This window comes from Glycomyces amatae (assembly GCF_020991375.1).
In the GTDB taxonomy this organism is placed as follows: domain Bacteria; phylum Actinomycetota; class Actinomycetes; order Mycobacteriales; family Micromonosporaceae; genus Glycomyces; species Glycomyces amatae.
Genome location: NZ_JAJLQZ010000001.1, coordinates 187,884 through 200,504 on the forward strand (window position 1 = coordinate 187,884; position 12,621 = coordinate 200,504).

8 protein-coding genes and 2 tRNA genes are annotated in these 12,621 nt (G+C 72.7%); 3 read left to right on the top strand and 7 right to left on the bottom strand.

Going from position 1 to position 12,621, the window contains the following annotated elements:
• Positions 1-31: 31 nt before the first annotated feature.
• Together LO763_RS00880 and LO763_RS00885 are read right to left on the bottom strand one after the other, a co-directional pair.
• The gene (locus tag LO763_RS00880; protein ID WP_230599952.1) at positions 32-544 is read right to left on the bottom strand and encodes an SRPBCC family protein; all 513 of its coding nucleotides are present in this window, start codon (positions 542-544) and stop codon (positions 32-34) included.
• Complete coding sequence (locus LO763_RS00885; protein WP_230599953.1) at positions 541-3,096, bottom strand: Hsp70 family protein; 2,556 nt, start codon at positions 3,094-3,096, stop codon at positions 541-543. The genes LO763_RS00880 and LO763_RS00885 overlap by 4 nt, the downstream gene beginning before the upstream one ends.
• A 177-nt stretch (positions 3,097-3,273) precedes the next feature.
• On the opposite strand from LO763_RS00885, the gene LO763_RS00890 reads away from it, so the two are divergent.
• Positions 3,274-6,375: a glycoside hydrolase family 3 protein gene (locus LO763_RS00890; RefSeq protein ID WP_230599954.1), complete on the top strand. Its 3,102-nt coding sequence runs from the start codon at positions 3,274-3,276 to the stop codon at positions 6,373-6,375.
• Between the two features lie 64 nt (positions 6,376-6,439).
• Here the strand turns inward: LO763_RS00890 and LO763_RS00895 are convergent, their stop codons facing one another.
• From LO763_RS00895 to LO763_RS00905, 3 genes are all read right to left on the bottom strand, one after another.
• Positions 6,440-7,339: an RpnC/YadD family protein gene (locus tag LO763_RS00895; protein ID WP_230599955.1), complete on the bottom strand. Its 900-nt coding sequence runs from the start codon at positions 7,337-7,339 to the stop codon at positions 6,440-6,442.
• A 98-nt stretch (positions 7,340-7,437) separates the two neighbouring features.
• Entirely contained in the window at positions 7,438-8,319 is an 882-nt protein-coding gene (locus tag LO763_RS00900; protein WP_230599956.1) for an NUDIX hydrolase, read from the bottom strand.
• Positions 8,319-10,367 (bottom strand): RNA degradosome polyphosphate kinase, encoded by a 2,049-nt coding sequence (locus LO763_RS00905; protein ID WP_230599957.1) that lies wholly within the window; start codon positions 10,365-10,367, stop codon positions 8,319-8,321. Before LO763_RS00905 ends, LO763_RS00900 begins: the two co-directional genes overlap by 1 nt.
• A gap of 445 nt (positions 10,368-10,812) precedes the next feature.
• Between LO763_RS00905 and LO763_RS00910 the strand changes: the two genes are divergently transcribed.
• Positions 10,813-11,139, top strand: a complete 327-nt coding sequence (locus LO763_RS00910; protein WP_230599958.1) for a hypothetical protein — start codon at positions 10,813-10,815, stop codon at positions 11,137-11,139.
• 79 nt (positions 11,140-11,218) lie between these two features.
• Here LO763_RS00910 and LO763_RS00915 read toward each other — a convergent pair.
• Together LO763_RS00915 and LO763_RS00920 are read right to left on the bottom strand one after the other, a co-directional pair.
• A tRNA-Asp gene (locus tag LO763_RS00915) sits at positions 11,219-11,293 on the bottom strand.
• Between the two features lie 93 nt (positions 11,294-11,386).
• Positions 11,387-11,459: transfer RNA gene (locus LO763_RS00920), tRNA-Glu, on the bottom strand.
• A 211-nt stretch (positions 11,460-11,670) separates the two neighbouring features.
• Here LO763_RS00920 and pheA point away from each other — a divergent pair.
• Positions 11,671-12,591 (top strand): prephenate dehydratase, encoded by a 921-nt coding sequence (gene pheA / locus LO763_RS00925; protein ID WP_230599959.1) that lies wholly within the window; start codon positions 11,671-11,673, stop codon positions 12,589-12,591.
• The last annotated feature ends 30 nt before the right edge of the window (positions 12,592-12,621 follow it).

Consider the following 12,621-nt stretch of genomic DNA (forward strand, 5'->3'; position numbering starts at 1 on the left):
GAACCGCCGTCTCCGGAAGCGGCGCCCCCGGTCAGTCCGCTTGCGCGGCGGCGAGGCGCGCGGTCAGCGCCGCGTCCATCGCGTCGAAGCCCCGCTCGGTCTCGGCCAGGGACTTCGACATGAGCGGCACCAGGACCCCCGTGAACCGCTCCCCGTGCGTGAGGACCGTGGACCCGTCCTCCTGCGGGGCGAGCACGAAGTAGTGCTCGCCGTCGAACAGGCCGCCGGGGCCGAGCTTCCCGAGCCACCGGATCTGGCGGGCGGGGGAGACGCGCAGGACCCGCGGCCGCAGCCGCCGGACCTTTCCGTCCTCCCCCGCGAAGGACACGTCGAGGCGCTCGTCCTCGGCCAGCAGCCCCGACACCGCGGTCAGGAACGGGTTCCACTCCCCGTAGGCGGGGAAGTCCGTCAGGACCGCCCACACCTCGTTCGCGCGGGCGTCGAGGCGCACCTCGGTCTCGATGCGGCGCTCTTGGCCCATGGCCCAGATGGCGTATGCGGTTGCGGCCGCGACGAGGACCGCCGCGACGACCAGGATGATCACAGTCCCAGACTCCAGAGTTGAATGTTGCCGTTCTCGTCGCCGGTGACGGCGACGGGGTGGCCGTCCACGAGGACGTCCTCCAGCTCGGTCACCGGGCCGGTGTCGCCGTCGCCCAGCGGCAGCGACTCCCCGCCGTCGAACGCCTTGACGAACGCCTCGCCGGTCGGGTCGATGCGCAGCAGCGCGGGGCCGTCCGCGGAGTCCACGACGTCGTGGTGGTACTCGGCGTCCAGATCGCTCCAGCGCTCGTCGTCGATGTACGGCCCGTCGCCCTCCAGGTCCCACAGGCGCAGGACGCCGTCGGCGCCGAAGACCATCGCCAGCGGCGACCCGTACCGGTACGCCACGCGCACCGCCTCCACCTCGAGCCCGTCCTCCCAGTACGCGCCGCCGAAGACGCCCGCGACCGTGCCGTCGGCGCCGTCGACGTCGTCGAGCCGCCGCTCCGGGTTGACCGCGACGATGTTCGTGTACGAGCCGTCCGCCCCGGTGTAGAAGTTCGCGAGCCCGTCGCCCGCGGGGAGGTCGTGGACGCCGTGCGAGACGCCGTCGGCGAGGCCGAACAGCTCGAACCGCTTCTCCTCGGGGCGCTCGGGGTCCTCGGTGAGCAGGCCCAGCACGGGCGCGCCGTCGACCGAGCCGGCCGCGACCCGCACGACGTTCCCCTCGGCCAGGTCCGGGCGGCCGGCCGCGGCGAACGCCTCCGGCGCCGCGCTCGTCCACGTCCACGCCGTGTAGTCGTGGCCGACCGCGACCACCATCGGGTTCCCGTCGGCGTCCCGGGTCGTGTGGAGGGAGCCGACGCCGCCCTCGACCGTGTACGTGTCGAGCAGCTCGCCGGTGTCCATCGACCAGTGGTGCACGGTTCCGTCCGACTCGGCCGAGAACAGCTCGGCGACGCCCGCCGCCTCGTCCTCGACGCCGGCGAACGAGGCGATCGGGCCGTCGTGGGCGCCGAGGATCGCGCTGAGCGCGGTCCCCGCCTCGGGCACCGCCTCGCCCTGCTCGAGCGTGATCCAGGGGTCCCCGCCGTCGTTGTCCTCGCCTTCGCTGTCGTCCGACCCGAAGTACCAGACCAGTCCGGCGATGATCACGATGTCGACCAGGAGGAACCCGACGACCGCCCGGCGGCCGACCCTCCTGGCGCGCCGGGCCTCCGCCTCGGTCGGCGGGGGGTCGTCGCCGGGCGGGCCCTGCGGGGCGCGGGGCGGCAGGTTCCGTCCCGGATCGCGCCCGCCCGGATCATGCCGGATCGGGGCGCCCGGCGGCGGGGCGGCCGCAGTGGACCGGGCGTCCTGCAAGGCCGGCGCGGTCTGCGGCGTCGGCGCGTGGGGGGCGGGCGGGAGCCGCCGCGGCGCCGGTTCGGTGTGCGGCGGCGCGGCCGCCGGCGCCTGCGGGGTGAACGGGGCCCCGCCGCGGCCGCCGGCCGCGGGCGGCGTGTGCGGCTGCGGGGGCCGCTGGAGGGGGAGCGCCGCGGCGCCCGTCCCGGCCCACAGGACGCTGCCTTCGGCGACCACGACCTCCGGCTGGTCCAGGACCGTCGGCGCGACCCCCAGGGCGCGGTGCAGCATGGTCGCCACCAGCGGCATCCGGCTGGCCCCGCCCACGAGGAACACCCCGGCGCCGTCGGCCGGGTCGAGCCCGGCGGCGCGCATCACCGCCCGCGTGACCCGGATGGTCTGCTCCAGATGGGGCTCGGCGATCCGCTCCAGCTCGGTGCGCGTCAGGTGCGCCTCGACGTCCAGCAGCGGGATCGCGATGTCCGCCTGCTGGTGGCGCGAGAGCCGCTCCTTGGCGCCGCGCACCTCCTCCTGGAACTCGCGCAGCGCCCGGCGCTCCGCGACCGTCGACGGGTCGACCAGGCGCGCCCAGCCCTCGCGGGAGCCGTAGGTGGCGCCGAGGTGCTCGATGAGGGCCGCGTCGATGTCCAGGCCGCCCAGGTCGCCGCGCCCGTCCAGGGCCGCGGTCGCGAACCCGTCCCCGGTGCGGCGCACCACGCTCGCGTCGAACGTGCCCGCCCCGAGGTCGTAGACGACGATGGAGGCGCCCGCGTCCATCCGGTGCCGCAGCGCCTCGGCGTAGTAGGCGGCGGCGGCGACCGGCTCGGGGACCAGGCGCACCGGGCCCAGCCCGGAGCGGGCCGCGGCCTCCTCCACCACCCGGCGGCGGGCCGGGCCCCACTCGGCCGGGACGGTGAGCGTCACCTGCGCGGGCCGCCCCACCACGCGGCGGCACTCCTCGGCGACCGCGCCCAGGACCGCCGCGACGAGGTCCGCCACCGGGAACTCGCGCTCGCCCAGGAGTGCCGAGGGCCGGTCGATGAGCCGCTTCGGGTTGGGCTCGAACCGCTCCGGGTGCCGCCGCCCCGCGTGGACCGCGTCGCGCCCGACCAGGAGCCCGCCCTTCGCGTCGGCGCACACCGCCGAGGGCATCAGCGGCGCGCCGTCGAACAGCAGCGGGCGCACGCTCCCGTCGGCGCGGCGCACCACCGCGATGGTGTGCGAGGTGCCGAAGTCGACGCCGAGCGAGGTTGCCTGGGGGCCGGGGCTCATGGGGAGCATCGTAACCAACTGGTGTAGGAGGCCGCGGTCTCACGCGGCGCCCCGCCGCCTCCCGGGACGGCGCCGCTGCGCGCCCGGGCCCGCGCGGGTCACACGCGAACTCCCTTGAATTAGTCTGGTCGTCCGTCGTAATGTTCGGGGTACCCGACCACGACCGATTGGACGAGCATGAGCGCTCCCGTCTACCTCGACCCGAACCGGCCCGTCGCCGAGCGCGTGGAGGCCCTCCTCGCCCTCATGACCGACGAGCAGAAGACCGCCTGCCTCAACGGCGTCCCCGAGACCGTCCTCGCCGACGGCTTCACCCTCCCCGCCCTCCAGAACCGGTTCAACGAGGTCCTCCACGGCTCCGGCCACCACGCGAACGCCACCCTCTTCCCCCAGGCCATCGGCCTCGGCGCCACCTGGGACACCGACCTCATGGAACGCATCGGCGAGGTCGTCTCCCACGAGACCCGCGCCCGCGACACCGGCGTCTACGCCGGCTTCGGGCCCGTCGCCGACATCCGCGCCAACCCCCTCGCCGGCCGCTTCGAGGAGGGCTTCGGCGAAGACCCCCTCCACATCGCCGCCATGACCACCGCCTACGCGTGGGGCCTGCGCGGACGCCACCCCGAATACGTGCGCCTCCTGCCCCAGATGAAGCACTTCCTCGGCTACGGCCACGAATACCACCGCCACCGCACCTCCGCGTCCATGGGCGTCCGCGCCCTCCACGAATACCAGGCCGTCCCCTACCGCAAACCCGTCGAGGCCGGCGCCGTCCACGGCGCCATGACCGCCTACAACCTCGTCAACGGCGTCCCCTCGATCATCTCCCCGATCCTGGACACCCTCCGCAGCGAATGGACCCCCGACGGCGTCTTCTTCTTCCTCCCCGACGGCTGGGACGGCGTCAACCTCCACACCACCAAGGGCGCCCCCTGGGACACCTGGGAGCAGCCCGACGCCGACCTCCCCTACCCGCAGGCCCTCGCCGCCGAGGAAGGCCGCCGCATCGCCGCCGACGGCACCGGCATCGACGCCGTCGGCGCCGGCGACATCGGCGTCTACGCCTCCGGCCTCATGCTCCACGCCGGACAGACCCACTTCCACGACGGCTCCGAACTCCCCTTCGTCGCCAACGCCGCCGAAGCCGTCCGCCGCGGCCTCTTCGGCCTCACCCAGGCCGACATTGACCGCGCCGCCCGCGACTGGCTCACCTTCCTCGTCCGCACCGGCCTCCTCGACGGCGACGCCTGCGAGTACAACCGCATCCCCGCCGACCCCGCCCCCCACGAACGCCCCGAGGCCACCGCCCTCGCCCTCCAGGCCGCCCGCGAACAGCTCGTCCTCCTCAAGAACACCGGCGGCGCCCTCCCCCTGCCCCAGGACGCGAGCATCGCCGTCCTCGGCCCCCTCGCCGACCTCAACCTCCGCGACTACTACAGCCCGCTCGTCCCCGCCGAACGCCGCACCACCCCCCTCCAGGCGCTGCGCGAGCGGTTCGCCCGCATCGCCCACCACACCGGCGGCGACCGCATCGCCTGGCAGGCCGGCGGCCGGTACGTCACCGTCCTCGAGAACGGCGCCCTCGCCGCCACCGCCGAGCACCGAGGCGGCACCGAGATCTTCGAAGTCTGGGACTGGGCCCACGACCAGCACATGTTCCGCCACGACGCCACCGGCCGGTTCGTGTCCGCGAACCTCCTCGAGCAGAGCGACGGCCCCGCCACCTTCGCCAACCAGGCGGGCGCGAGCGGCGGCGCCACCGGCCCGGTCCTCCTCGCCCACGACGAGGCCATGACCGACGCCAACGCCTGGTTCACCCACCAGAACTTCCACTACGTGCGCAATGGCCGGACCGCCGACCTGTTCGGCGTGAACCACGTGCCGTCCGAACCCGACGGCCCCTTCCGCCCCGTCCTCGCCGAGGACGGCACGCTCCCGCTCGTCAAGGGCCGCACCGAGGCGCCCCTGACCGAGACCCTCGTCGAAGACGGCCCCGCCGCGGCCGCCGCCGTCGCGGCCGAAGCCGACTGGGCCGTCGTCCTCGTCGGCAACCACCCGCTCGTCAACGCCCGCGAATGCTTCGACCGGCCCGGCCTCGACCTCGCCCCCCGCCAGGCCGACCTCGTCCGCGCCGTCGCCGCCGCCAGGCCGGGCCGCACCGTCGTCGTCGTGGTCTCGGCCTACCCGCTGGCGATCGGCGACATCGCCCACGACCCGAACGTCGCCGCGATCCTCTACACCTCCCACGCCGGACAGGCCGCCGGCACCGCCATAGCCGAGGCCCTCGCCGGCGACTACGCCCCGGCGGGACGGCTCACCTCGACCTGGCTGGCCGACACGACCTCACTGCCGAAACCCGGCCCGAACACCGAGCCGTGGCGCGTCGACGAGGTCGACATGCTCGAGGAGGACGTGATCGCGGCGGGCCTGACCTACCGCTACTCCACGGCCGAACCGGTGTACCCCTTCGGACACGGCCTGACCTACACGATCTTCGAGTACGGCGCCCTGGAGGTCCCGGCCGCCACCGACGCGGACACCCCGTTCGAGGTCGCGTTCGACCTGCGCAACACCGGCGACCGCACCAGCGACGAGGTGGCGCTGGTCTACGCGGCCTCCAACGACTCGGTCTACGGCGACCGCGTGCCCCGGCGACAGCTCGCGGGCTTCCAGCGCGTCAAGGACCTCGCCCCCGGGGAGACGCGGCGCGTCGCGATCACCGTCGACCCGCAGGACCTGTTCGTGTGGGACGTGGTGAGCGGCAAGCGGGTCGTGGAGACCGGCACGTACGCGATCGCCGTCGGCGCGGAGGGCCCGGGGGCCCGGATCCGCATCGAGGGCGAGACGATCGCCCCGCTCGACCTCTCGGCGACGGCCAACGTGTGGGAGAAGGCCACGATCGCGCAGGGCGTGACCTACTGGGAGGTGTCGAAGCTGCACACGCTCAAACGCGAAGGCGGCTACCACTCGACGGCCTCGCGCCGGCCCGGCGACTACGTGGGGTTCACCAACGTGGTCCTCGACGGCGCGACGGGTATCGAACTGCGAACGGCCACAACGGGAGCGGCATGGGCCGACCTGGCCGACCCGGTGATCGAGGTCCGCGCCGGGACCCCCGACGGGCCGCTCCTGGCGGCGGTCGAGGTCCCCGAGACGGGCGACCGCCAGGCCTTCACCGATGTCACCGCCCCGCTCGAAGGCGCCGAGGGAACCCAGGACCTGTTCCTGCGCTTCAGGGCCGGAGGCGTCTACATCGAATCGATCCGCCTGACCCGGTAAGCGGCCGCAACGACGGGCGGGGGCGCTGGGCGGAACCGCCCGGCACCCCCGCCCGTGTCGTCGGCTACTCGTCGAACAGCCCGGCGGCCGAACCCGAACCGATGAACTTGGTGATCCAGGCTTCGAGCTCCTCGCGGTCGGTCGCGCTCTCGATGCGCCGGCGCTGCGCGTCGGTGACGCCGGCCTGCGTGGCTTCGAGCATGCCGATCAGGATGCGGCGGGACTGCAGGACGGCGCCTTCCTCACGTCCCTCCTCACGTCCCTCCTCACGCCCTTCCGAGCGCAGGCGGTCGCTGTATTCGGAGTGATACGGGCGTGTCTTCGTGCGCATGAGGTCCTCCAGCAGGTGGGCGGGCTCGTCTTCCAAAACCGTGAGCAGGTGCATGATGTAGTCGGCCGCTCGCCCTGGTTCGATGGTACCGAGGCGACGGTCGAGTGTCGAGATGAACAGTTCGGCCTTGCGCCCTCTCGGGGGCTCGGCCACGACGGCGGTCACCACCGCCGCCGCAGCCGTGGGCAGCCGCGATGAGTTGACCATCTCCGGGAAGTCCGACGGTCCGAGCGAGCGCACCGAGACGGTGTTCTCCGGGCCGAGGTAGATGCCCTTCCAATACTTGGCGGCCAGCACGTCGGTGGGGCAGATGAGCACCAGTTCGACCGGCAGCTTGTGATCCTCGAAGGCGCGGGCCATGTAGCCGGGCAGCCGGTAGTACTTCTCGTTCTTCCAGTCGTTCTGGACCTCGATGATGATGATCCGGTCGTCCTCCTCGGGGAAGGACAGTTTGACGACCACGTCGGCCCGTCGCTCGGTCCTGCCGGGGGAGCCGAAGGAGTTCGAACGCGTCTCGGCTCCGGTGCACACTTCGACTCGCCGGTCCATGTCGACGAGGTCCATCAGCCAAGCCGCCGTCAGCGGCTCGTCCTCGATGGCCTTGACGATCAACTCGTGGGGATCTCCTGGCATCGGGGGGTTTCCCTTCGTTTCGTGGTTCTCCTGTGAAACGAGTGGGGGACCCTCCGAGACGTGCGATTGACGGGAGACCGACAGTCCGATCGAAGCGGTCAGTCGTGCAGTTCGGTGGCGACCAGGCGCCCCTCGAAGGTGTGGAAGACCAGGAACGAGCCCTTCTCCAAGGGCCCCGCGGGCACCGGGGTGCCGAGCTTCCCGCTCGCGTAGGCCACGAGCTCGTCGATGCCCTCCCCGTGGCCGCAGATCACGGCGGGCTCCCCGGAGGCGATGATCGCGTCGAGCCGGGCCGTCGCGTCGGCGGGTTTGGCGGTGCCCGGGGTGAACTCGGGCAGGCCGGCCACCGCGACGCCTTCGGCCGCGCAGTACGGCAGGAGGGTCTCCAGGCAGCGGGCGCTGGTGGCGCTGAACGCCCGCCCCGTCGGGTAGGCGGCGAGGAGCACCTCGAGCTGCTGGGCCCGCTCGCGGCCGCGCTGGTTGAGGGGCCGCAGCTCGTCCTGGTCGAACCAGTCCGCTTTGGACATGGCGACGGCGTGGCGGATGAACACGAGCGGCACCGTCTCGCGGGCCTCCTCGCGCGAGAAGTCCTCCAGGACCGGCTGGTCCCGCTCGTAGGTGAGCCGGTCGGACACGTCCGCCAGGGGGACCCATTCGAGGTCGTCGACCTCCCGGGGGTCGACCGCCTCGCCCACGGCGTCGTCGTCGGAGGCGGGTGTGGCGCACCAGTAGTCGACGCGTTTGAGCTTGCCCTCCTTGTCGTAGAAGGAGGGCGCGAGCGGGCGCCCCAGCACCGGCCGGATCCCGGTCTCCTCGAAGACCTCCCGCTGCGCGGCCGCGAGCAGGTGCTCGCCGCGTTTGAGCTTCCCCTTGGGGAAGGTCCAGTCGCCGTACTTGGGCCGGTGGATGAGGGCCAGCTCCGGCCCGTCCTCGCCCGGGCGCCACAGCACGGCGCCGGCGGCGAAGATCTCGGGTTGCATCAACGGTGCTCCTGCATGAGTTGTTCCTGGAGGTCGCCCCCGCCCCGCTCTCGGGTCCACAGGCCCAGGGGGCCCAGCCTCCAGGTCCGGATGTCGGCGTCCATGCCGCGGTCCAGCAGCGAGGTCAGCTGCGCGCGGTGGGCGTCGCCTTCGACCCGCACGAGCACCTCGACCCGGCGGTCGAGGTTGCGGTGCATCAGGTCCGCGCTGCCCAACCATACTTCCGGGTCGCCGCCGTTCTCGAACACGTACACCCGCGAGTGCTCCAGGAACCGGCCCAGGACGCTGCGGACCCGGATGTTCTCGGACAGGCCGGGCACGCCCGGGCGCAGCGCGCAGATGCCGCGCAGGAACAGGTCGACCTGGACGCCGGCCCGGGAGGCCCGGTAGAGCGCGTCGATGATCCCCTCGTCGGTGAGCGAGTTGCATTTGAACCGCAGCCGCGCGGGCAGGCCCATGCGGTGGTTCTCGATCTCGCGGTCGATCCGCTCGAGCAGGCCCTTGCGCAGGGAGTGCGGGGCGACCAGCAGCCGGTGGTAGTCCTCGCCGCGGGAGTAGCCGGTGAGGTGGTTGAAGACCGCGTTGACGTCCTCGCCGACCTCGGGGTCGGTGGTGAGCAGCCCGAAGTCCTCGTAGAGGCGGGCGGTCGTGGGGTGGTAGTTGCCGGTGCCGACGTGGCTGTAGCGCAGGAGGGTCCCGTCGGCCTCCTGGCGCACCACGAGCGCGAGCTTGCAGTGGGTCTTGAGGCCGACGATGCCGTACATGACGTGGCAGCCGGCCTGCTCGAGCTTCTGGGCCCAGTCGATGTTGGCCTGCTCGTCGAAGCGCGCCTTGATCTCCACGACCACGACGACCTGCTTCCCGGCGTCGGCGGCGCTGATGAGGGCGTCCACGATGGGGGACTTGCCGCTGGTGCGGTACAGGGTCTGCTTGATCGCCAGGACCTGCGGGTCGGCGGCGGCCTCCTCGATGAGCCGTTCGACCGAGGCGGTGAACGAGTCGTAGGGGTGGTGGACGAGGACGTCCTGGTCGCGCATGACCGCGAACAGGTCGGCGTCGGGGGGCAGGACGGCCTCGGAGGGCCGGAAGCGCGGGTACTTCAGATCGGTGCGCTCGAGGTCGGCGAGGGCGTCGAGCCCGGCGAGGTCGAGGGGGCCGGGGAGGCGGTAGACGACCTCGTCGCCGACGCCGAGTTCGGCGGTGAGGCGGTCGAGGACGCGGGGGTCGATGGTGTCCTCGACCTCGAGGCGCACGACGGGGCCGAAGCGGCGGCGCAGGAGTTCGCGTTCGAGGGTCTGGAGGAGGTTCTCGGTGATGTCCTCGTCGATCTCGAGGTCCTGGTTGCGGGTGATGCGGAAGGTGTGGTGGCCGAGGACGTCCATGCCGGGGAACAGCTGCGCGAGGTGGGCGGCGATGACGTCTTCGAGGGGGGTGAAGCGACCGGGGGCGACGGCCATGAAGCGCGACAGGAGGGGCGGGACCTTGACGCGGGCGAAGCGGCTGACGCCGGTGCGGGGGTCGCGGACCTGGACGGCGAGGTTGAGGGACTGGCCGGAGATGTAGGGGAAGGGGTGGACGGGGTCGACGACGAGCGGGGTGAGGACGGGGTAGATGCGGGTGCGGAACAGTTCGTGCATGCGGGCCTGCTCGGCGTCCTCGAGGTCGGCCCAGCGGAGGATCGCGATGTCCTCTTCGGCGAGGAGGGGGGCGATCTCGTCGCGGAAGTACTCGGCGTGCTCGATGCTGAGCTGGTGGGCGAGGCGGGCGATGCGGGAAAGGAGGGCGTGGGGGGAGCGGCCGGAGGAGGTGCGGACGGGCAGGCCGGTGGCGAGGCGGCGCATGAGGCCGGCGACGCGGACTATGAAGAACTCGTCGAGGTTGTTGGAGAAGATCGAGAGGAACCGGACCCGTTCGAGGAGGGGCAGTTCGGGGGATTGCGCGAGGCGCAGGACCCTGCCGTTGAACCGCAGCCAGCTCTCTTCCCGGTCGAGGAAGCGGTCGTGCGGCAGACCGGCTTCCACGAGGGGGGCAGGGTCGCTATTCGTCATACATCACAAGGTTAACGAAGAAAGTGAACCAGTGGTGAACACGCTCTGAAATCCGCTCGCGATCACGGGATCACCGCTTGCGGCCACAGTGGATCGCGGTCTCGGCGGCGCGGGCGGGCGCCGTCGGGCGGCGTCGCCGAGGCGCTCGCGGAGGAGGTCGGCGCGGCCGTCGCGGCAGTCGCGCGCCCCGGTTCGGAAGCGGTCCCGCCGCACGGCGGCCCGACCGCCGCGAGGGCGGTCGAAGGTGTCCTCCAGGTTGCGCGGGGCCGCGCCTTCTGGCGCGGCGGCCGCCCGAGGGCGGCGGACGCCTGCTCGGGACCGGCGCCTGCGCCCCCTGGGCCGTGTCCGCGACAGCCGCGCCTCGCCTCCCGAACGCGCGAATACCCGGCGCCTGCGGCGGGTATTCGCGATCATGGCCCGAGAGGACCGAACAGGGGGAGTTGCGATGTCCGATCAGAATCTGCCGTACACGGCGGCCGAGCAGGAGACCTTCGGTTTCATCGACGACGAGGAGGCGAACGAGGAGCCGCTGGAGGACGAGATCCTCGACGCCGACGGCTACCAGGAGGCCGCGGACCGCGAGATGACGCCGGAGGGGGAGCGGCGGGGCCCGTCCCTGGATGAGGAGCTGGCCGCGGAGGTCCCGGACGTGTCGGCCGAGGTGACGAAGCCGGGCCCGGGGGACCCGATACCCGATGAGCCGTCCGAGCCGCAGGAGCCGGACCCGGAGGAGCCGCTCCCCGACGAGCCGGCGCCGCCGCCCCGGCCCTGAGGCCCCGCGGGGCGGTGCGGACGTTCAAGCGTCCCAAGGGCATGGAAAAACCCCCAGGTCACCCTGGGGGTTTTCGCTGCGGTCCCGACGGGATTTGAACCCGCGACCTCCGCCTTGACAGGGCGGCGAGCACTCCTAGCTGCTCCACGGGACCTTGTCCGGAACTCTGTCGAGCCCTTCTCAAGGTCGCAAGACCTCTTTATTTATACCAGGCGCGTTCCGTGTGACCGGCGCCGCGTCTGGGCTGTACCCCCAACGGGATTCGAACCCGTGTTACCGCCTTGAAAGGGCGGCGTCCTAGGCCCCTAGACGATGGGGGCGCTCAATGCGTCTGGATTTCGGCGACGAGTGCCGCGATCCGTTCTCATTGGCTTACCACCGCGGAATTCCGCTTGGGCTCGACAAGCATACGCGACAGTCGGGATATCGCCGAAGGCGGGTCGCCGTTGAGACGGCGGTCTCATGGGAACCGGTCGGTCGCGGTGTCGAAGCCCAGCTCGCGGGCCTGGCCGGTCTTGCTAGCGTGGGGCCATGGAGTTCGCCTATCTGGGACCGCGCGGGACCTTCACCGAGGCCGCGCTCCGCCGACTGCCCGCCGCGAAGGGCGCGACCGCCACGCCGATGGCCTCGCAGGCCGAGATCCTCGACGCGGTGCGCCGCGGCGAGGTCGACGCGGGCTTCGTGCCGCTGGAGAACTCCCAGGAGGGCACGGTCACCGTCACCGTGGACGAGCTCGTCGGCGGCGACCCGCTCGTGATCGCCGGGGAGGTCGTCCTCCCGGTCACCTTCGTGCTCGCCTCGACCAAGGCCCCGGGCGCGATCGGCACGGTCGCCTCGCACCCGCACGCCCTCGCCCAGACCCGCGGCTACCTGCGGCGCGAACTGCCGGACGCGGTCGTCCACCAGGCGCTCTCGACCGCCCAGGCCGCCCAGCGCGTCGTCGACGGGGAGTTCGACGCCTGCGTGTGCGCCCCGTTCACCGCCGAGGCCGCCGGGCTTCCCGTGCAGGCCTTCGACATCGGCGACTCCTCCAGCGCCGAGACGCGCTTCGTGCACGTCATGCGCCCCGCGGCCCCGCCCGAGCCGAGCGGCAACGACATCACCTCCCTGGCCGTCTACATCGACCACGACCGGGTCGGGGCGCTCCTGGCCGTGCTCACCGAGTTCGCGATCCGCGGCATCAACCTCACCCGCATCGAGTCGCGGCCGACCGGCGAGGGCCTGGGCCGGTACGCGTTCTTCCTCGACTGTGCGGGCCATCTGGCCGACGCGCGGATGGGCGAGGCGCTCATGGGGCTGCGCCGCATCTGCGCCGACGTGCGCTACCTCGGCTCCTATCCGCGGGACCACTCGGACCGGCCCGTGGCGCCGCCGCAGGGCCTGTCGGACGCCGACTTCGCCGACGCCGCCGCATGGCTCGCCGAGCTGCGGGAGGGCGGCGCACCGCGCTGACCGCGCCGCGGCGCCGGGCGTCTCGGGGCG